Origin of the sequence: Ruminococcus sp. OA3, assembly GCF_022440845.1 — a bacterium.
GTDB lineage: Bacteria > Bacillota > Clostridia > Lachnospirales > Lachnospiraceae > Ruminococcus_G.
Map to the genome: position 1 here is coordinate 3,014,244 of NZ_JAKNTO010000001.1, position 20,248 is coordinate 3,034,491.

Below are 20,248 nucleotides of genomic sequence, written 5' to 3' on the forward strand. Positions count from 1 at the left end.
GACCCCCTGTCTTAATCCATGGATGCCAGTGCATCTCCAGATTCTACCGTATCGCCTACAGCTACATCAATACTTACGATCGTCCCGTCCTGCGGAGCGACAACCGGTATTTCCATTTTCATTGCCTCCAGGATCACGATGGTGTCCCCCGTTTTCACACTCTGACCGGTACTAGCTTCCACTTTGAATACTTTTCCCGGAACTGAGGCTGTGACCTGAACTGCACCGGCAGATCCGCCTGCCGGCTTCGCTGCCGGTTTTGAAACCGGAGCTTTTGGTGCTGCTGCCGGTGTCGGCTTCGGGGCAGCTGCCGGTCCGCCCGTATTTTCCTCCACAGTGACCTCATATACATTTCCGTTTACGGTGATGGTATAGCTTTTCATATCGAATCCTCCTATGCTCTTTTCCAGTTATTTCTATGAACTTTTTTTACAGAACGCACTACAAAACTGTCTGTGGAAGTCTGCTCCGCCGCTGCAACCGCCGCTGCGATCACCGCGATAAGCTCCTCATCATCTGTCATATCCTCTTCCTGTACTCCCGCCTGCGGTACAGCTGCAGGCACCTGCTGTACCTGTCCGCTTTTTTTCTGCTCCTGTTTCATAGCCCAGAGATTGATGTATTTAAACAGGTAGATCAAAAAGCTTAAGAAGATCAGTACGACAAACACCACCAGAATACCAAGCACCGTATTGCTTCCGGCCTCTTTCATTTTTTCGCCCATCGTACGCTGTACTTCCATCGCCAGATAGGTCGGTGTATTTTCTTCCTGGTTGATCGTCAGGGTAACTGTCGCCGCTTTCTTTTCAAACTGCATATCTGAGGTTACCGTCAGGATACCTCCGTCCAGCTTACAGGTTGTCTCTCCCGTCGTCTGGTAAGCACCAAGAACCTCCCTGTTATCTTTCCATGCCGTGACTGCACTCTCATAAAAGTCACCATACTGCAGAAGGCTATCCAGATCTTCATCGGACATCTGTGCCAGTTCACTTACGAAATTAACGGTCTGGTTCTCCCAGTTTTCTGCTTCCTCATCGGTGAGTCCGGATGTATTGTTTCGAGACCCGCAGGCACACAGAATGCCTGTGCAGAGCAATAGCAACAGTACACTTGTAACTCTTTTTAATGTCCGTTTCATACGTTCACCTCTCTTAAACCGTTCCATGTTTTTTTCCCGGCCGGTCTTCCCGTTTTGTGAACAGCATCTCAAACGCGGCGATCACATGTTTCCGTGTGTCTTTTGGCTCAATGATCGTATCTACATATCCCCGCCTTGCCGCTGAAGCAGCACTGTCCTGAAGAGCCTCATATTCTGCCGCTTTTTGTTTCATGACCTCGATCCCCTCATCGATATACATCAGTTTAGCTGCTGCCATGGCATCCATCATACCGATCTTTGCCTCTCTCCACGCAAATACCATATCTGCTCCAAGCGCCTTGCTGTTCATTGCAACGTACGCACTTCCGTATGCCTTTCTGGTGATCACGTTGACTTTCGGGACTGTTGCCTCGGCAAATGCATACGTCATCTCTGCAACAGATTTCGCCATATTTGTTTCCGCACACTTCGTCGCCCTGAACCCGCTCACATTCGTCATCGTCAGAAGCGGTATCTGGAATGCATCACAGAACCTTATAAAGTCCGCCGCTTTTCTGGCCCCCCTCGCAGAGAGAACAGTGTCATAAGACGCTTTCAGGTTTCCGTCAGCATCATACTCTTCACTTCTGTTTGCAACAGCCCCGACTGTCATACCGTTAAGACGCAGAAAACCGACTGTCATTTCCCTGCCATAATCTTTCTTCAGCTCCAGAAACTCCTGAGCATCTGCCAGCTGTGTGAGCATCAGTACTGCATCGCCGGCACTGTTTTCCAACTGCTCACAGACCCGGTTCAGATCATCCGTACACTCGATGTAAGAAGAATCATCTTCATTATTTTCCGGAAGCATTACGACGAGCCGTCTCATCGCGCTTAGGATTTCTTCCTCTGTCCCGGCACCGTCCACAAGTCCTGTCTCTTCACACTGAAATACAGCGGATGATGTATCACACTTTGATTTTTCATTTCCGTCAACGGCATTCGGCGAATTGACAAACAGGTGCCCCGCTTCTTTTTCCATAAAAGTAAAATCGGTAAGCCCCGGGACTATTGCCAGACCACCTCCGCAGCTGCCAAAAATGCCTGTGATCTGCGGGATCACTCCGGACGCCATGACCTGGCTTCTGTAAATTTCTCCAAGCGCATGCAGCGCATCCGTCGCTTCCTGGAGGCGCATACCCGCACAATCCAGAAATCCAAGGACAGGAGCTCCGGTCTTCATCGCAAGTTCATATAATCGCACGATCTTTCCGGCATGCATTTCACCGATGGTTCCTTTTAATACCGACGCATCCTGGCTGTAGACATAGACCAGGCTTCCCTCAATCACACCGTATCCCGTGATGACGCCGTCGGAAGGCGTTTCTGTTTCAGATAAGTTGAAATCTGTGCTGCGTGCCGTAATCTGCCCGCCGATTTCCACAAAGCTGTTTGCATCGAGCAGCGCATTAATTCTGTCCATCGCAGCGCTCACTGTAGTGTCACTCATGATAAGCCCCTCCGTTTTCTATAAAATTGTCTGCAGTTAACCGCAGATCCACTGTAGATAATTGTACTGCAAATTTTACTTTATTTCAATATCATGTTAAACTAAAACCTTTAAATTCGATTTAAAAAAAGGATGAATCTGAAAAATTCACCCTTAGACCACCTGCTGTTCGTTAATTATCAGACGGAATCCCATTCCAAGCGATTCCGCTGCCTTCCGGCAGAGCAGCATGCGCACCATAAAGATCTCAAAGTAATCCATAATCGAACCGTAGTGAAGATCAACCGTCAGTTTCAATTTAATCAGCGTCCTGTCTTCATTGATCTTAACCACCGACCGCTTCACAGAGTAATTGACCCTGTCATGTATATCAAACGTCGTCTTGTCCTTATTCCTTACACGGCTGCGCCTTACATCTGTTTTATCCGCCAGTATCAGTGCTGCAGCGATCGGATTCACCGCTTCCGCCGTCCCTTCATCGTGATTGCCGATCGCGGTGACGATCGTCGCAATCTCCTGCGCCTCCATTCCCATATGATCCAGCAGCCTGAATGCGATCAGCGCCCCGCTCTGGGCATGGTCGGTCCGATTCACCAGATTGCCGATATCGTGTAGAAATCCCGCAATTTTTGCAAGTTCACAGTCTCGTTCACTAAATCCCAGCGTTTCCAGTATATAGGAAGCAGTCTGCGCAACTTTCGTGACATGTGCAAAGCTGTGTTCAGTAAAACCAAGTGCAATCAGTGATTCATCGGCTTTCGTGATGTAAGTCCTGACTGTCTCATTGCTTTTAATATCCTGGTATTTGATCAAAAGATTCATCCTTTCATGCGGTTTATGTGAAATTTTTTAGCAAGTTCATTAAATAATGCTTCCCTCTGAAAGATCAGAAGCGCCAGCAGGACCAGAAGACTTGCTCCGCTGCAAATCATAGCCGGTATGCGCAGCGTAAGAATTCCGGCAGCCAGCAGAATAAACGGCAGCATACCCAGCAGACATATCATAAAGAAATAAATCATATAACGCGGCGACGGAAGCCTGAAAACTGCCGTTACAATCAGCATAGCAACCAGTGCTGCTCCCACTGCGGCGGGAAATCCTATATTGACTGACCAGCCTCTCCAACCCGTCGCAAAATCCCAGATAAGCAGTCCGATTGAAATAAGTACCGTCTGCCACACAATATTTTTCATCATATCCCGCCGCTTGTGCACTGCAACTGTCGTCAATACCCAGCCGCACAGCAATGCACCGAATACATACAGACTCCATTCAGTGTCAGGATTTATAATTCCGTTCAGGACTCCGCAGATCACCGCTGCCGCAACGCAGACAAAATGGAAGCACTTCAAAAGCAGGTCCTGCCTGGAATTTTCCTTTTTTAAATCCGGAAAGCTCTCCCTCTCGTCAATCACGCTGACGGGTACTCCCAGAGCCTCCAGGCCTTTAAAAAAACATGTTTCCACTCTCTGATTCGCGTATGCGGACGTGAAACTGAATACCATCTTGTCCCCGTAGGAACACATCGCAAGCTCCTGTTTGGGCGTACTGGTAAACACATCGAAGAAATCAATATGTGGCATGCACTCCCTGGGCATATCCACTTTTCCGACATTCGAAAAAATTGCCGTCACCGTGTTTTTGCTGGCAAATGCCCCAACCTGCATGGAATAGAGCTTTAATTCCAGCGGAAGTGCACGCACAAACGGATTCATCTCAAAATCCATCAGCCCGTACATACGGGCGGCAATCTTATCAGGCTGCAGTTCCTTTTTAAACATTTCATCCACTGCTTTGATCACATCCCCCAGTTCATCACTGGATTCTGAAAACGAATAACCGATATCAATCCATCCGAAAAAGTTGCGCATGGATTCTGACGGATAGTAATTTCTGAGGTTCACCGGAATCATAAGGACCACTGGTTTTTTCTTCTGTCTGACCGTCATGTCCTGTGAAATCGCCTTCAAATACAGGGCTGTCAGCAGTACTGTCACTGTTGTCCCCCGTTTCCTTGCTTCCGTAAGCAGCTGTTTCGTGGACACGATTCCCTCCGTCAGCTGCATCTGTCCATAATCCATTTTTCTGCCGTGCAGCTGGCAGGCCTTATATTTTTTAATTTTCTGGCGCTTGGTATCACGGTCATAGTACTTCCAGAAGCTGTCTTCTTCTTTATCCTCATCCGTCTGGATCAGCTGCAGTTTTCCGGCATCATAATCAATCTGCCCCGGATACAGCAGCGCAAGATAGTGATAGACAAGCGCACGCAGGAAATGGAGGGCCCCCGTCCCATCCGTGAGGGCGTGATAAGTCTCAAAATTTATTCTGTTTTTATAATAGGTTACTTCGAACAGCAGACTTTTCTGGTCTCTGACATAAATCTGGCTGCACGGCTGCCTGTACTCCTTACGGACGATTGCATTTTCTTCGGATTCTTCCAGGTAATTCCAGAAGAAACCCTTGCGCAGCACACACCGGAACATCGAAAATTCCTCAAGTGCCAGGTCCAGCGCCTCCTGCAGTGTTTCCCCTATCACAGGCTCTTTCAGCACACAGGCAAAGCGAAACACCCGTTCATCTTTTTTACCGCTCGTAGCAGGAAAGATCTTGGCCGTATTCTCCAGACTCCTCCACCGCGTTTTCTTTTCCTGGAACACCGTTATCTACCTCTTTCAAAAAATCGTTGATATATTCATACGTTTCTTTAACCGCCGGATACAGCGTCGTCAGCAGGAAAAATCCATGGACCGCATCCTTGATCCGGTGCAAACTGACAGGCACACCCGCAGATCGCATTCGCCTGGCATATTCTTCACCCTCATCGCGCAGGGGATCGTATTCCCCTGTGATCACAAGCGCCGCTGGAAGATCACTGTAATCCTCCGCCTGCAGAGGCGAAAAGTATGGACTTAAGCGATCCTCTTCCCTGCTCTGATAGAGATTCATATAATCCTGCAGGTTTTTCTGCGTCAGCAGATAATCAAAACCGTTTTCCTTCACCGATGCAAACGGTGTGCTGTCCGAATAGTCGTTACCTGTACACGGATAGATCAGGATCTGGCCGTGTACTTTAAAATCACCTGTATCCCTGGCTTTCTGGCAGACCGCAGCGGTAAGATTTCCTCCCGCACTGTCGCCGATGATCGTAATACGCTCCGGTTTCACATGGAGTATGGTCTGATCTTTAAAAATAGCCTTTGCCACCGCATAACAGTCATCAAACGGCGTGGGAAAACGGTGTTCCGGCGCCAGCCTGTAATCTACGGAGACAACTACGTGCTGCGTATTTCTGGACATGTTCCAGCAGATCCGGTTATACGTTTCCACACTCTCCGTCACGAATCCTCCCCCGTGAAAGAACAACAGGACGGGATACGTGTTGTCTACCATTTTTCTCCTGTCAATATCTTTATGTTTTCTGCAGTAGGCATCAATATCCACCGTATCAAAGGAATCTTCATCCGGAAAATAAATGCGCAGCGGAACCTCCACCCCATTATTGTATATCTTATAGTCGATCGTGCGGTAAAACCGTTTAAACACATCAATGGACTTCAAATTCATCAGATACCTGGTTCTTCTCAGGTTCATATCGGCTTCCGGTTCTGACAGCGCCTTCAGCAGCACCTGCAGTGCCTTATTCATGCATTTTCCTCCTGTGTCAGTCCTCTTCTTTCTCCCAGTTCAGGGAGCATCGGACTGCCCGTTTCCAGTTTTTCAGTTTTTTCTTTCGTTCTGCTTCCTTCATCACCGGCACAAACGTATGCTCCAGCGCCCAGTTTTTCCTGATATCATCCCGGTCACTCCAATACCCCACCGCCAGTCCGGCCAGATAAGAAGCCCCGAGCGCCGTCGTCTCAATACAGCATGGTCTTTCCACTTCCGCGTTGAGCAAGTCAGACTGAAACTGCATCAGAAAGTCATTTGCACATGCACCGCCGTCAACTTTTATCGTTCTGGTCCTGATACCGGAGTCTTTCTGCATCGCCTCGATCACATCCGATACCTGGTAAGCCAGAGATTCCACTGTGGCACGGATCAGATGCGCGCGTCCCGTCCCGCGTGTCAGTCCGACGATGGTTCCGCGGGCATACGGATCCCAGTAAGGCGCACCAAGTCCGGTAAATGCGGGCACCACATAGACGCCCCCTGTATCCTCCACCGCTCTGCAGTATTCCTCAGACTGCGGGGCACTGTCCAGTATCTTTAATTCATCCCGCAGCCACTGTATCGCAGCACCCGCCACAAAAACGCTTCCTTCCAGTGCGTATTGTACCGTATCGCCCGCACTAGCCGCCACAGTGGTCAAAAGTCCCGACTCTGACCGTACAGCCTGTTCCCCTGTATTCATCAGCAGGAAGCAGCCTGTTCCATACGTGTTTTTAATATCCCCGGCCTCAAAACAACACTGTCCGAACAGTGCGGACTGCTGGTCACCGGCCGCCCCCGCGATGGGAATCTCGCCGCCCAGCACATTTCTGTCGGTATGACCATAGACACAGCTGCTCGGCTTTACCTGCGGCAGCATACAGACCGGAATCCCAAACAGTTCCAGGATCTCGTCGTCCCACTGCATCCTGTGAATGTCATATAACATCGTCCGTGATGCATTCGTCACATCCGTCACATGTACCCTGCCCTGCGTCAGCTGCCAGATCAGCCAGGTATCAACCGTTCCAAACAGCAGTTCACCATTTGCCGCCCGCTGCCTTGCACCTTCCACGTGATCCAGTATCCATGCCAGCTTACTTCCTGAAAAATAAGCGTCCGGGATCAGTCCTGTATGTTCCCGGATATAAGCTTCTTTTCCCTCCGCTTTCACGGCGTCTATCATCTCCGCTGTTCTCCGGCACTGCCAGACAATAGCCGGATAAACCGGTTTTCCGGTATTTCTGTCCCAGACGATCGTAGTTTCACGCTGATTCGTGATGCCGATCGCTGCAATGCTTCTGGCGTCAATCCCGATTTTTCCCATAGCCTCCGTCGCCACACTCAGCTGTGAAGACCAGATTTCCATTGGATCATGCTCCACCCACCCCGGCTTCGGATAATACTGTGTAAATTCCTTCTGTGCCACACTCTTCATCGTTCCCGCTCTGTCAAATAAAATACAGCGTGAACTTGTCGTACCCTGATCCAGTGCCATCATGTACTGTTCCATATGTCATCCCCCTGTCTCTTTCCCGGCTGCATTTCCGGTCGCAATCACATCAATATCTGTCCCTGCCGTGCGCCGGATCAGGATATCCCCGATCCTTACCGGTGCCCGCGCCACGGTCTGATGGATTTCCTCCATGCATTTTGGGACGAGTTCCTTTGGAATCTCCCGTGCCGTTTTCACAGGAACCCGCGTAACCACTCCGCCTGTAACCGGCACCGTGGATGTCACCGTCCTGGAAGGCTGTGTACATTCCCTTATTCCATATTCTCTGCCATTTTCACATCCGTATCCGTTAATATCAGACACCTGTCTGTCTTCATCAACGGTCACATGCAGCGTACATCCTTTCGGACAGCAGATACATATCAATGTTTTTTTCATATACTGTGTCCTTTCAGGTAAGCTGCCGCAGCCCTCCCCGCCCTTTCGGCTTCGCGGCTCACATGATCGACCAGATCATGAACATGGCGTACATTTCCGCATGCATATACTCCTTCTATGCTGGTACGGCAGTTTTTATCCGTTTTAGGTCCGCGTGTCGTCTCATCCATTCTGGCCCCAAGTTTTTCTGTCAGCTCATTTTCCGGTATCAGTCCCACAGACAGCAGCAGTGTATCACAGGAAACGTATTCTTCTGTATCTCCCATTCTCTGCCCGTTCTGATCGATCCCGGCTACTGTCACACCGGAGATTCGTTGTCTGCCGTGTATCTCCGTGACGGTGCTTTTAAGCCTCAGAGGTATTTCAAAATCATCCAGGCACTGAACAATATTCCGCTGGAGTCCTCCCGGCCTGTCCTTCATTTCCACCACCATTTTAACCCGTGCTCCCTCGAGCGTCATGCGCCGCGCCATGATAAGTCCGATATCCCCCGATCCCAGGATCACAACTTCCCTGCCTGGAATCAGCCCTTCCCGGTTTACAAGTCTCTGTGCTGTACCAGCCGTGTAGATACCGGCAGGCCGGTATCCTGGAATGCCAAGAGACCCGCGCGGACGTTCCCTGCACCCCATTGCCAGGACCACAGTCCTCCCTGCAATCCGCCGGAGTCCTTTTCCCCTGCTCATAACTGTTACAACCCGTTCCCGTGAGATATCTGTGACCATACTCTCCATCTCATATTCGATACCAAGCCTGTCAATCATTTCAACATAACGTGCTGCATATTCCGGTCCGGTCAGCTCTTCCCGGAAGGTATGCAGGCCAAAGCCGCTGTGAATACACTGGTTCAAAATACCCCCAAGTTCAGCCTCCCGGTCCAGTATCAAAAGCTTATCAATGCCCTCCCGTTTCATAGCAGCTGCAGCCGCCATGCCCGCAGGGCCCCCTCCGATGATCACTGCATCATAGTTCACTGTTTCATCTGGTCTCATTGCCCGCCTGCCTTCCCACTGTATCCATTCAGCAAATAAGAAGTACCTCCGGCTTTTGTCACCTTTAAAGGATCCAGGTCAAGCTCTCTGCAGAGAATCTCCATCACCTTCGGCATACAAAATCCAGACTGGCATCTGCCCATTCCCGCTCTCGTCCGCCGTTTTACACCGTCAAGGGAACGCGCCCCCGGTTTCCTCCGGATCGCCTCGATGATCTCTCCCTCAGTCACTGTCTCGCACCGGCAGATCACATTGCCATACGCCGGATTCTCTCTGATCTTTAAACTGAGTTCTTCCGCACTTGCCTGCGCAGCTGAAAAGATATTTTTTTGAACTGCTGTAAACTCCTGGTTTTTACGTGCCTTCAGATAAGTCGCTGTCATCTCAGCCAGTTCGCATCCTATAGCCGGAGCAGCTGATAATCCCGGTGATTCGATTCCTGCAGCATTAAAAAATCCCGGCGCCCCCTTTGCCTCGCCGATCACAAAATCCCCTCCATCCTCATGGGCACGAAGTCCTGCAAAGGATGTGATGGTTTCGTGAAGCGGCAGATCTCTGATGCCGTCCATGCCCTTTTTCTGCACCTTCAGGAGTCCCTCTGCCGTCGTACAGACAGCCTCTCTGTCTTCCGTATCCTGTGCAGTTGGGCCCACCAGCAGATTCCCGTGGATAGTGGGCGTGATCAGCACTCCCTTCCCCATCGGACCGGGCATCTGGAAGATTGTGCGCTGTGTGAACGATCCCGCCCGTTTATCCAAAAGAAGATATTCCCCCCGGCGCGGCGTAATACGAAGCAGTTCTTCACTCACCATATTGTTAAACACATCCGCATATACCCCCGCCGCATTGATCACACAGCGGGTGAATACCTTCCCTTTCCCGGTATCAAGGCAGTACCCATCCTCATGTTTTTCGATCCTCTTAACCGGACAGTCCATCCAAAACTCCACACCATTGGTGCAGGCATTCTCCGCGAGGCCCGCTGTCATCCGAAATGGACAGACGATTCCGGCTCCCGGCGCCAGCAGCGCTGCTTTTACGTCGTCTGCAGCAGCGGGAATCATCCTGTGCAGCTCCTCCCCTCTCAGCAGCCGAAGGTCCGGCACACCATTTTTATGGCCCTGCTCCATGAGCCGTACAAGCCCTGCTTCATCCTGTCCTTCCCGGCACAGCACCACTGCACCGTTCCTCCGAAACGGTATATCAAGCTCCCCTGACAGAGCATCTATCTTTCTGTTTCCCAGAACATTCATCCTGGCTTTTAAAGTCCCCGGCTCAGCATCAAAACCTGCATGGACCAGACCGCTGTTGGCTTTTGAAGTGCCTGCACAGATATCTTCTTCCTTTTCCAGTACACAGATGTTCAGTCTGTACCGTGACAGCTCACGCGCCGCCGCACATCCAGTCACACCTGCGCCGATGATTACGGCATCATACACAGACCTATCCTCCTTTGTCCTTACCATTTATTATGTACTTTTTCTGCAAATCCCTGCATGTGTTCTACAACCACCTCCGTGCCGTCGTCGAGTACTGCGATTCCATCAAAATGCCCGAACACCTGGTGCTGGTCACTCAGGATAACTCCTGCCGAAGTTCGTGCACTCCTGTCCAGAATCGGGGTAAATGTAAGCGCGAGACGTCCGTCATCAGACACAATCTGCCACTTTTTCAGGTACTTTGCGTGACCTTCTTTTTCTCCCGGAATCAGGAAACGGACATGTTCCAGTTTGTGGGCGCGCCCCTCAAAAAACAACATATTTTCTGTAGCACGGCTGTTGTCACCAAAACCGTAACCCAGATTGAAACCGAATACCTGGTCTCCCAAGAGCGTCTGCGCCGCACTCCAGTACCAGGTATTATCATATGGCCAAACGCCGCGTCCCCAGTCCAGCAGTCCAAAACTGTCCTCCGGCTTAAAATAAAAACGCTGTCTGCCAATTTCCACAATCCCTTTTGCACGCATCCCGATGATCTTTTGATTATAATAAAATGCCCGTGGATTCTCCCGGAACGGAACAGCGATCACCATACTGTCCTCCGGTTCCCGGGTCAGATGGATTTTCATGCGGATCGGCTGTCCGTCTTTAAAGTTTTTCATCCCTGCGGTCAGAATTCGACGGTCTTCTTCTTTCTCAAAAGAAAACTGACAACGGCGGCTGCCAAACCTGACGTCACCATTATCCGAGGAGGACGGCATCCCCGTCCTGCCCATCGGGAGCAGCGTCATGGGGCTCACCGTGGTCTCCTTTCTCTGATCAAAATCAAGGAACGAGATACTTACCAGTCCCATATAGCTGTTGTCCGCTACCGTGAGAGCAATTCCAAAATGCTCGTTGCAGATGAGATAATAGTCCCATTCTTTGATGCGCAGTGCTCCCTGGCGAACTGCATCTCTCCTGTATTCTTTCATGGGACGCGTAGCGTAGCCGGCTTCCAGCAGACATCCGTTTCCATCCAGAAGCTTCCCCGGCATCAGCCGTTGTTGCATGACGTCACCCCCTCATCATATACTTTTGTTTTATTATATCAAAACACCAGATAAAATCAATCTTCTTTACACTTTCATCGGCATAGACAGGATATGTTTTCAGAACTTCCCCATCCAGAAGATACGACACTTTTCCCACTGTCGTACCGGCTTTGACCGGCGCTCTGAGCGCATCCGGCAGGCTCTCCTCTACCTGAACCTCCTCATCTGCACCCAGCAGTACCTTCAGAGACTGCTGTTCCATATCGCAGCGGTAACTCAGAGGCACTACAGCTTTTTCAGAGAGCCTTCCGCCGTGCTGTCCTTCCAGTACCTCCAGCTGTGCAGCCGGAAGTTCGCGCACCAAAACATCCTGTATGGAATAATGTTCGAGACCGTATGTCATCAGCTTCTTCGTATCTGACCATTTATAACTCTTGTTATTGGGCCATCCGCAGGCCAGAAGTGAAACAATGAACGTTTTGCCATCCTGCTCAAGGGCTCCCACATAACAGTATCCGGCATCAGCGGTAAATCCCGTCTTGCCGCTTAGTGCTCCTTCCATCATTGACAAAAACGCGTTGTGATTATAACAGTTGTAAATGACCGTCTCTTCCATATTCCAGAAAGTGTATGACGCCGTCTGTGTGATTGCCAGAAATTCCTCCCGCTTCGGCGACTGCATAATACAATATCTCATGATTCTGGCCAGATCCTGCGCCGTTGTCCCGTGTACTCCCTGTTCATTCTGATCATCCAGACCGTTCGGAGTTATAAAGTAAGTATCCTCACATCCGATCTCCTGTGCCTTCTGATTCATCATACCCGCAAATTCTTCCACGCTCCCTGCAATATGCTCCGCTATCATCACTGCACTGTCATTGTGCGATTCCAGCATCAGGGAGTAGAGAAGATCATTCAGTCTGAATGTGTCGCCCTCATGTACACCGAGATGCACCTTGGGCTGCCCCGCCGCCCGTTTTGTTGCCGTCACCGTATCATCAGGATTCCCGTTCTCAAGAGCCAGGATGCAGGTCATAATCTTTGTTGTACTGGCATTGGGTCGTTTTTCCTCCCCGTCTTTTTCATACAGCACCCGCCCGGACTCAGCATCCATCAGACATGCCGAACGGGCATACAGTTCACTCTCCGCCGGCTCCTCCTGGGCATAGACGGTCTGCCCGCCCCACATGACCGTCAAAAGAACTCCCATCAAAACAATCCATTTTTTCATGCGATTAACTCATCCGTTTTGTGTATGTCCTCCTTTTATTCTATGAGAAAAAATATAATTTATTATCAGATATAAGAAAGAGTCCGGCAAGCCGGACTCTTTTGAACGTATATCCCCGATGATTTGATCAGACGGTATCCTAAATATCCAGTTTCAGCTGGACCTCTTCTTCCGCCTCCGCTTTAAAGTCTTCCAGCTGTACCGGACTGATAGAAGGCAGTTCCTCTGTCGATTCCACCCCGAAACTCCTCAAAAATTCTTCTGTAGTCCCCAGCAGAATCGGACGGCCGGGAGCGTCAAGCCGTCCGACCTCCTGTACCAGATTATACTCTACCAGTTTATTAACGGCATGATCACACTTCACACCGCGGATTTTCTCTATTTCCAGCCGAGTGACGGGCTGTTTATACGCAATAATGGAGAGTGTTTCCAGCATTACATCCGTCAGCACTGCTTTCTTCGGCTGCAGGGCTATCTGTACCAGGTTATCGTAATACTCCTGTTTCGTACACAGCTGATACGCATTTTCCAGTTCAATGATTTTGATTCCCCGGTCTTCCTGCTCATATCGAAGCATCATATCGTGAATAAGTTTCTGCGTGGTTGCCGCATCACATTCGATCGCCTTCGCAATCTTAGAAAGCTCTACAGACTCACCCATTGCAAACAGAATTGCTTCAATGGCAGCTTCCGTATTTTTTATATTCATGATTCACCAATCCCCACTGTTTCAATCTGTATCTCGTCAAATATATATTCCTGGCTGATCCTGATCAGTCCAGTCTTCATCAGCTCCAGTATTGCCAGAAATGTAACGACAACCTGTGTTTTGCTGCACTGCCGCTCCAGGAGTTCACGGAATGAAAACTTTTTCCGGTCGCGTGCAAACGTCTCCACATATGTCATTTTATCAGGAAGACTTACTTCCTCCTGTTCAATTTTCCCAAATTTACTTCGAATAGGATCCAGCTTGTCCTCCTGACGCCGCATCACAGACAAAAAGACAGCATGAAGCTTTTCCAGGTTCATATCACCCACAAGCTCCCTTGTGTCTATCGGAGGACGGTAGGAAATCACCTCTGCAGGCATTGTGTTTTTACGGTAGATACTCCTGGAAGCGGCCGCCATCCGCTCTCTCAGTTCATACGACATATACTTGTACATCTTATACTCAAGCAGCTGCTGTACGAGTTCATCCCGAGGATCCTCCTCTTCTCCCTCCTCATTAACTTCTTTCGGGAGAAGCATACGGCATTTGATATCAATCAGTGTTGCCGCCATTACCATGAACTCACTCATAATATTCAGGTCCTGTCGCTGCATCTGGCGAATGTACTCCAGATACTGATTGGTGATCTCCACAATCGGTATGTCATAAATATCTATTTTATTCTTATCGATCAAATGCAGCAGAAGATCCAGCGGACCTTCAAATACCTGCAGTTTTACGGGTATCCCCATACTCAAACCTCTGTTTCTTACTTTCTGATGTCTACTACAACAAGCTCTCTTGGATTATGCAGCCGAAAAGGTATCGTATGATCACCAAGCCCCGAGCTCACGATCATCGTTGTGTCCCCTTCTACATGGCATCCATACCCGTATTTTGGAAAAAGTGTCAGATCATTTCCGATCAGCGGCCATCTTTTTCCCATCCGTATGACTCCCCCGTGATAATGCCCGGAAAGAATCAGATCTGGCTTCCACTTCACATATGTGGAAAAATATTTCGGATAATGAGCAAGCAGAATATTATACGCCTCCTCAGCAGGCGGCGAAAAAACTTCTGTTATCTCAGACAGCGGCAGCTCCATATGTGCGAAGCGGTCATAATATTCCCGCTTCAGCTCATACCCGTAGAGTGTGATCTTCATACCTCTGACTGAAAATGTACTGCTTTCATTTTCCAGCAGCGTCACATGATTCTCGAGCAATCCCCTGCGGTACGTATCGTACATATCACCGTAAATTTCAGGATAAATGCGCAGACGATACTCGTGATTCCCATTTGCCGCATAGACGGGGAGCCGGCCGGAAAGTTTCCGCAGAAATGCCAGCGCGGCATCCATCGGCTGTTCCGGCTTTCCTACGATCAGATCGCCCCCGATCAATACAGCATCCGGATGCAACGCCAGTATTTTTTCCGCCAGTTCCCGGTTTTCTTGACCGTAAGATACATTGTGCAGGTCACTCACAAAAACCAGCCGTATCCTTCCTTCTGCTGATACTGCCTTCCTGCTGTGAACCCCATAGTATTTTATCACGCATTTTGTCATGGTTGTTTTATTCCTCTTTTCACATCTTCTCTATACTACAATAAATTTCTGTCAAGTTCAAGTTTTTCCTCCATTTAAGAAGCGCATCCATGCCTGGTAAAGATAATCCGGATAGGTTGCTTTTTCAATATCTTCCGTAAACACAAGATTGACACTGCCAATCTCTTTTCCATCCAGGTAATACACCGCACGTCCGGCGACATCACCCTTTTGTACAGGTGCTTCGGCATCCGTTTTAAACTGTGTTTCTTTTTCAATATTTTCTGTATTCACACCTTCCGTATCCAGATACCTGAACTCCTCTTCATATGCACAGGCTCCCTCTTTCTCGATTGAGAATGCCACAGGAACCTTTGGAAGTTTATCCTGATTGTCGTCGACATACAGGCTGCAGATACCAAAACCGTAGTTCAGCATGGTGGCTGCATCGCGAAATCTCGCCTTTACATCCGGTGCACCCATCACTACAGATATCAAAGTTATATCATTTCTGGAAGCAACTGCAGATACACAGTACTTAGCGACAGATGTACTTCCTGTCTTGAGTCCTACGCATCCGTCATATCCCCTGATCAGCTTGTTTGTATTTGTCAGGCCGAATTCTTTACTCCCCTGTCTGGTCACATGAGTAATGTTCTCCATCCAGATTGAAGAATATGTAAGAATTTCCGGATGATTCGTGATAAGCTCTTTCGACATGACCGCAACATCGTGGGCTGTCGTATAATGTCCCGCTGAATCTGTCAGACCGCAGCAGTCTTCAAAATGCGTGTCTTTCAGTCCCAGTTCTTCCGCCTTCTGATTCATCCTCTTGACAAATTCTTCTTCACTCCCTGCAATATGCTCTGCCATCACAACGGATGCATCATTTCCAGACGCTATAACAATGCATTTGATCAGTGTCTCAACTGTCTGCTTCTCTCCCTCTTCCAGAAACACCTGTGAACCTCCCATACTTTTAGCATGGGCACTCGTGACTGCTTCATCCGTAAGTTTTATGGTTCCTTTCTCCAGCTCATCGAAAATCAATAACAGCGTCATGATCTTCGTGATGCTGGCCGGGCTTCTCTGCTCGTCTGCATTCTTTTCATAAAGAACCTGGCCGGTAGACGATTCCATCAAAATAACAGAAGGTGCATCTACTGCAACCGCTTCACTTCCCGGCTGTGTCCCTTCCTCCTGTGTATTCTGCTCTTCTTCTGATACCGGTTCTGCCCATGCCACATATTTTCCGGACAGCAGCTGTATCAGCATCAGCATACAGATCAGAATGATCCCTATTTTTCTTCTCATCTTTGTCCCCCCACATCTGTTCTTTCTCTAATGTACGATGCAGGACGGATAAATATGATTCCATTGAAACAAAAAACCGCGGTGTCCAGACCCGCGGTTAGTATTGTATAAAAAGTTCTTTATATTTACCGGATGCTCCTGATCATTTCCTTGATCTCAGCAATTCCCTCACTCAGAGATCCCTTTTTCGCAGAATACAGGTGTACCAGAAAATCAAATCCAAATACTATGATCGCAACCGTGCCGACAATCGCACCCGTATTATACGAGTAGCTGTCCACGATCCGAACAACAAATTTCTGCAGGAAAGCAAACATTAATACTGTATAAAGCCCCCATGCAAGAGTACTTTCCAGGCAGATCAATCCATCGTAATTTAACGGTTTATCATGGTAGTCCCACCATACAGAACCGAACAGGTAGCGCATCAGATAGCCTGTTACCAGTTCCAGCAGAGTGGCCAGTATACACCCTGCAAAATACAGGGCTATGTAATTTCCCTCCAGGGGTCTCAGAATAAAATAAACCGCCAATGCTCCGACTCCATAAATTGGACAGATCGGGCTGCTCATGAATCCCCTGTTCGTCAGCTTGCGGTTACACAGTGACATATAGATAGATTCTACGATCCACCCCATCAGGCTGTATATCAGAAACCAATGAATGATGTGATATAAATCGGTTCCGAACATTGGTATCGTCCACATCGTATCTTTTCCCTCCTTCTCTGTTATTTATCTCCCACTCTCTATACTAAAAAATCCCTGACGAAACGTCAAGGATTTTTTGGCACATTAATTATATTTACGTTTTCTGGCAGCTTCCGATTTTTTCTTACGACGAACACTTGGTTTCTCGTAATGCTCTCTTTTACGGATCTCCTGCTGAATTCCAGCCTTTGCGCAACTACGTTTAAATCTGCGTAAAGCGCTGTCCAGAGTTTCGTTCTCTTTTACGATAACGTTTGACATAGACTCACACCTAACCTCCCTCCAGTTGTAGATTGTGCATACACAACTGTTTGGGTATATTTTACTGCACTAATAGTAATTATAACAGATTTTTTCCATACGTCAACTGCTTTTGCACATTTTCAGAAAAAAATTACCTGATATTTACTTTATCTGCTCTTCCACGACAGACACTACGGTTTCGATCGCCTGTGGGATCCTGGATGCATCTTTTCCTCCCGCCTGAGCCATGTTCGGGCGGCCGCCTCCGCCTCCTCCGACAACTGCAGCCACAGCCTTAATCAGATTACCTGCATGTGCTCCCTTTTTCATTGCCTCCGGAGTCACCATTGCCATCAGACTGACTTTGCCCCCGCATGCAGATGCCAGCACAACAACACCCTCTCCCAGCTTCTCTTTCAGCTGGTCTCCGAGGTCGCGCAGCCCATTCATATCGACATCATCAAGCGCACTCGCAAGAACTTTAACACCTTTGACTTCCACGACCTGATCCATGACGTCACCGAGAGATTCGCGGGCCATTTTACTTTTCAGGGACTCGTTTTCACTCTGAAGCGTTTTTATCTCCGCCTGCAGATGTGCAATCTTATCAGGGATCTCGGCAGTAGAAGTTTTTAATGCCTTTGCGATGAACGAAATTTTTTCTTCCAGCTCTTTATAATATGCAAGGACTCCATCGCCTGTCAGCGCCTCAATCCTGCGCACACCGGCAGCAATTCCCGCCTCTGACACAATTTTAAACAGGGAAATCGACGCTGTGTTCTTCACGTGTGTACCGCCACAGAGTTCTTTGGAAAAGTCTCCCATGGAAACCACGCGCACCTCTTCACCGTATTTTTCTCCAAACAGTGCCATAGCCCCCGATTTCTTAGCTTCTTCAATCGTCATTACATTCGTTTCAACGGGGAGATTCGCCTGAATTTCCTGATTCACCAGTTTTTCGGTCTTCTCCAGCTCTTCCGTTGTCATCGCCTGGAAATGAGCAAAGTCAAAGCGAAGACGTCCCGGTGTCACAAGTGACCCTTTCTGCTCTACATGAGCGCCCAGCACTGTTTTCAGCGCCTTCTGCAGCAGATGTGTAGCACTGTGATTCTTTTCCGTATCGCAGCGTTTTTTATCATCTACCTTCAGCGTTACCGTTTTACCCGTTTTCAGCATACCGGAAACCATCTCACCGACATGTCCGACTTTACCGCCGCGCAGGTGAATGGTATCTTCCACCCGGAACTCTCCGTCCGGACTCCCGATTACTCCGACATCACCCTGCTGACCTCCCATAGTTCCGTAAAAAGGGGTCTTTTCTACGATAATCGTACCCTTCTGCCCTTCCATCAGGCTGTCCACAATATCCGTCTCCGTAGTCATCACAGAGATCACTGAGTCCAGTACAAGTGTTCCATAACCGTCAAATTCTGTCGTGACCGACGGATCAATGCTGTCGTACACTGTCGCGTCCGCACCCATATAATTTGTCACTTCCCGGCTCTTTCTTGCACGCTCGCGCTGTTCTTCCATTTCTTTATGAAAGCCGTCTTCATCTATGGTGTATCCCTTTTCCTCCAAGATTTCTTTCGTCAGATCCATCGGGAAACCATACGTATCATACAGTTTGAAAGCCTGCTGTCCATCCAGCACTTTTTCACCCTTTTCCTGCATCTCATGTTCCATATCCGCAAGAATTAAGAGTCCCTGGTCGATCGTCTTATTGAACTGGCTTTCCTCGTTTGTCAGTACATTGAAGATAAAGTCTTTCTTTTCCTCCAGTTCCGGATAACCGTCTTTTGAGCCCTCGATCACTGTGGCGCTTAAGGTTGCCAGGAACTGGCCCCTGATGCCCAGCAGACGTCCATGTCTTGCAGCACGGCGGATCAGACGGCGCAGCACATAACCCCTGCCTTCATTCGTCGGCATGATGCCATCCGAGATCATAAACGTTGCTGAGCGTATATGATCGGTTATCAGGCGGATGGATACGTCATCATCCGCATCCTCTTTGTATTTCTTTCCTGCAATTTCACAGACCTTTTCACGGAGTGCACGGATTGTATCGACATCAAAGATCGAGTCCACTTCCTGCACAACAACCGCGAGACGTTCCAGCCCCATACCGGTGTCAATATTCTTATGCTCCAATGTCACATAATTTCCGTTTCCGTCATTTTCAAACTGGGTAAATACATTATTCCATATTTCAATATACCTGTCACATTCACATCCGACCGTACAGTCCGGACTGCCGCAGCCGTACTGTTCTCCTCTGTCATAATAGACTTCCGAACACGGACCGCACGGACCTGCCCCGTGTTCCCAGAAATTATCCTCTTTTCCAAATCTGTAGATCCTCTCAGGCGCAATGCCGATCTCCTTATTCCAGATATCAAACGCTTCATCGTCATCGAGATAAACGGACGGATAAAGGCGGTCCGGGTCCAGGCCCACAACCTCTGTCAGGAATTCCCAGGACCATGCCAGGGACTCTTTCTTAAAATAATCTCCGAACGAAAAGTTTCCGAGCATCTCAAAAAATGTGCCATGACGTGCTGTTTTACCAACATTCTCGATATCTCCGGTGCGGATACATTTCTGACACGTTGCCACCCGTTTACACGGCGGAATCTCCGCACCCGTAAAATATGGCTTAAGCGGCGCCATTCCCGCATTGATAAGCAGAAGACTCTTATCATTTAGCGGAACCAGAGAAAAACTCTTCATTACCAGATGACCCTTGCTCTCGAAAAAGTCCAGGAACATCTGGCGAAGTTCATTTACTCCATATTTCTTCACGTTTCCATTTCCTCCTTTGCCGCACTTGCTGCGGCCTATAATCTGGGATGCATGAAAGTTTACTTTCAGGCGTTCCTCCTTTGCCGCACTTGCTGCGG

At 48.8% G+C, this 20,248-nt stretch carries 18 protein-coding genes and 1 pseudogene; all 19 read right to left on the reverse strand.

What is annotated here, in order from left to right; translation table 11 throughout:
* Positions 1–11: 11 nt before the first annotated feature.
* Entirely contained in the window at positions 12–383 is a 372-nt protein-coding gene (locus MCG98_RS13585) for a biotin/lipoyl-binding carrier protein (RefSeq protein ID WP_240302478.1), read from the reverse strand.
* 11 nt (positions 384–394) lie between these two features.
* Positions 395–1,138, reverse strand: a complete 744-nt coding sequence (locus MCG98_RS13590; protein ID WP_240302479.1) for an OadG family protein — start codon at positions 1,136–1,138, stop codon at positions 395–397.
* 13 nt (positions 1,139–1,151) lie between these two features.
* Positions 1,152–2,588, reverse strand: a complete 1,437-nt coding sequence (locus MCG98_RS13595) for a carboxyl transferase domain-containing protein (RefSeq protein WP_240302480.1) — start codon at positions 2,586–2,588, stop codon at positions 1,152–1,154.
* Positions 2,589–2,741: 153 nt separating this feature from the next.
* Positions 2,742–3,410: an HD domain-containing protein gene (locus MCG98_RS13600; RefSeq protein WP_240302481.1), complete on the reverse strand. Its 669-nt coding sequence runs from the start codon at positions 3,408–3,410 to the stop codon at positions 2,742–2,744.
* Positions 3,407–5,245: a DUF6320 domain-containing protein gene (locus tag MCG98_RS18970; RefSeq protein WP_240302482.1), complete on the reverse strand. Its 1,839-nt coding sequence runs from the start codon at positions 5,243–5,245 to the stop codon at positions 3,407–3,409. Before MCG98_RS18970 ends, MCG98_RS13600 begins: the two co-directional genes overlap by 4 nt.
* A complete protein-coding gene (locus MCG98_RS13610; protein ID WP_240302483.1) occupies positions 5,172–6,233 on the reverse strand; it encodes an alpha/beta hydrolase in 1,062 nt (353 codons plus the stop codon). Before MCG98_RS13610 ends, MCG98_RS18970 begins: the two co-directional genes overlap by 74 nt.
* A gap of 16 nt (positions 6,234–6,249) precedes the next feature.
* On the reverse strand, positions 6,250–7,749 hold the full coding sequence (glpK, locus tag MCG98_RS13615) for a glycerol kinase GlpK (protein ID WP_240302484.1): 1,500 nt from the start codon (positions 7,747–7,749) through the stop codon (positions 6,250–6,252).
* Between the two features lie 3 nt (positions 7,750–7,752).
* The gene (locus MCG98_RS13620; protein WP_240302485.1) at positions 7,753–8,130 is read right to left on the reverse strand and encodes a DUF1667 domain-containing protein; all 378 of its coding nucleotides are present in this window, start codon (positions 8,128–8,130) and stop codon (positions 7,753–7,755) included.
* An 11-nt stretch (positions 8,131–8,141) separates the two neighbouring features.
* Positions 8,142–9,122: pseudogene (locus tag MCG98_RS13625) on the reverse strand (FAD-dependent oxidoreductase); the annotation flags it as partial.
* Positions 9,119–10,561 (reverse strand): NAD(P)/FAD-dependent oxidoreductase, encoded by a 1,443-nt coding sequence (locus tag MCG98_RS13630; RefSeq protein WP_240302486.1) that lies wholly within the window; start codon positions 10,559–10,561, stop codon positions 9,119–9,121. The gene MCG98_RS13630 and the pseudogene MCG98_RS13625, both read right to left, overlap by 4 nt.
* Before the next feature lie 20 nt (positions 10,562–10,581).
* The gene (locus MCG98_RS13635) at positions 10,582–11,613 is read right to left on the reverse strand and encodes a DUF2804 domain-containing protein (RefSeq protein WP_240302487.1); all 1,032 of its coding nucleotides are present in this window, start codon (positions 11,611–11,613) and stop codon (positions 10,582–10,584) included.
* Between the two features lie 4 nt (positions 11,614–11,617).
* Positions 11,618–12,826, reverse strand: a complete 1,209-nt coding sequence (locus MCG98_RS13640) for a D-alanyl-D-alanine carboxypeptidase family protein (protein ID WP_240302488.1) — start codon at positions 12,824–12,826, stop codon at positions 11,618–11,620.
* 139 nt (positions 12,827–12,965) lie between these two features.
* Positions 12,966–13,535 (reverse strand): SMC-Scp complex subunit ScpB, encoded by a 570-nt coding sequence (gene scpB, locus MCG98_RS13645; RefSeq protein WP_240302489.1) that lies wholly within the window; start codon positions 13,533–13,535, stop codon positions 12,966–12,968.
* On the reverse strand, positions 13,532–14,287 hold the full coding sequence (locus MCG98_RS13650) for a segregation/condensation protein A (RefSeq protein ID WP_240302490.1): 756 nt from the start codon (positions 14,285–14,287) through the stop codon (positions 13,532–13,534). Before MCG98_RS13650 ends, scpB begins: the two co-directional genes overlap by 4 nt.
* A gap of 17 nt (positions 14,288–14,304) precedes the next feature.
* Complete coding sequence (locus MCG98_RS13655; RefSeq protein WP_240302491.1) at positions 14,305–15,102, reverse strand: metallophosphoesterase; 798 nt, start codon at positions 15,100–15,102, stop codon at positions 14,305–14,307.
* Between the two features lie 57 nt (positions 15,103–15,159).
* Positions 15,160–16,395 carry a D-alanyl-D-alanine carboxypeptidase family protein gene (locus MCG98_RS13660; RefSeq protein ID WP_240302492.1) on the reverse strand — a complete coding sequence of 412 codons (1,236 nt, stop codon included), beginning with the start codon at positions 16,393–16,395 and terminating at the stop codon, positions 15,160–15,162.
* 125 nt (positions 16,396–16,520) lie between these two features.
* A complete protein-coding gene (locus tag MCG98_RS13665) occupies positions 16,521–17,102 on the reverse strand; it encodes a putative ABC transporter permease (RefSeq protein WP_240302493.1) in 582 nt (193 codons plus the stop codon).
* Between the two features lie 87 nt (positions 17,103–17,189).
* Positions 17,190–17,366, reverse strand: a complete 177-nt coding sequence (gene rpsU, locus MCG98_RS13670) for a 30S ribosomal protein S21 (protein WP_004222305.1) — start codon at positions 17,364–17,366, stop codon at positions 17,190–17,192.
* 144 nt (positions 17,367–17,510) lie between these two features.
* On the reverse strand, positions 17,511–20,117 hold the full coding sequence (gene alaS, locus MCG98_RS13675; protein WP_275891427.1) for an alanine--tRNA ligase: 2,607 nt from the start codon (positions 20,115–20,117) through the stop codon (positions 17,511–17,513).
* Positions 20,118–20,248: the final 131 nt, after the last annotated feature.

Excerpts from the sequence above, each read along its gene's own strand:
- MCG98_RS13585 (WP_240302478.1), bottom strand. The coding sequence starts at position 383 with ATGAAAAGCTATACCATCACCGTAAACGGAAATGTATATGAGGTCACT.
- MCG98_RS13590 (WP_240302479.1), bottom strand. The coding sequence starts at position 1,138 with ATGAAACGGACATTAAAAAGAGTTACAAGTGTACTGTTGCTATTGCTC.
- MCG98_RS13595 (WP_240302480.1), bottom strand. The coding sequence starts at position 2,588 with ATGAGTGACACTACAGTGAGCGCTGCGATGGACAGAATTAATGCGCTG.
- MCG98_RS13600 (WP_240302481.1), bottom strand. The coding sequence starts at position 3,410 with ATGAATCTTTTGATCAAATACCAGGATATTAAAAGCAATGAGACAGTC.
- MCG98_RS13610 (WP_240302483.1), bottom strand. The coding sequence starts at position 6,233 with ATGAATAAGGCACTGCAGGTGCTGCTGAAGGCGCTGTCAGAACCGGAA.
- glpK (WP_240302484.1), bottom strand. The coding sequence starts at position 7,749 with ATGGAACAGTACATGATGGCACTGGATCAGGGTACGACAAGTTCACGC.
- MCG98_RS13620 (WP_240302485.1), bottom strand. The coding sequence starts at position 8,130 with ATGAAAAAAACATTGATATGTATCTGCTGTCCGAAAGGATGTACGCTG.
- MCG98_RS13635 (WP_240302487.1), bottom strand. The coding sequence starts at position 11,613 with ATGCAACAACGGCTGATGCCGGGGAAGCTTCTGGATGGAAACGGATGT.
- MCG98_RS13640 (WP_240302488.1), bottom strand. The coding sequence starts at position 12,826 with ATGAAAAAATGGATTGTTTTGATGGGAGTTCTTTTGACGGTCATGTGG.
- scpB (WP_240302489.1), bottom strand. The coding sequence starts at position 13,535 with ATGAATATAAAAAATACGGAAGCTGCCATTGAAGCAATTCTGTTTGCA.
- MCG98_RS13650 (WP_240302490.1), bottom strand. The coding sequence starts at position 14,287 with ATGGGGATACCCGTAAAACTGCAGGTATTTGAAGGTCCGCTGGATCTT.
- MCG98_RS13655 (WP_240302491.1), bottom strand. The coding sequence starts at position 15,102 with ATGACAAAATGCGTGATAAAATACTATGGGGTTCACAGCAGGAAGGCA.
- MCG98_RS13660 (WP_240302492.1), bottom strand. The coding sequence starts at position 16,395 with ATGAGAAGAAAAATAGGGATCATTCTGATCTGTATGCTGATGCTGATA.
- MCG98_RS13665 (WP_240302493.1), bottom strand. The coding sequence starts at position 17,102 with ATGTGGACGATACCAATGTTCGGAACCGATTTATATCACATCATTCAT.
- rpsU (WP_004222305.1), bottom strand. The coding sequence starts at position 17,366 with ATGTCAAACGTTATCGTAAAAGAGAACGAAACTCTGGACAGCGCTTTA.
- alaS (WP_275891427.1), bottom strand. The coding sequence starts at position 20,117 with ATGTTCCTGGACTTTTTCGAGAGCAAGGGTCATCTGGTAATGAAGAGT.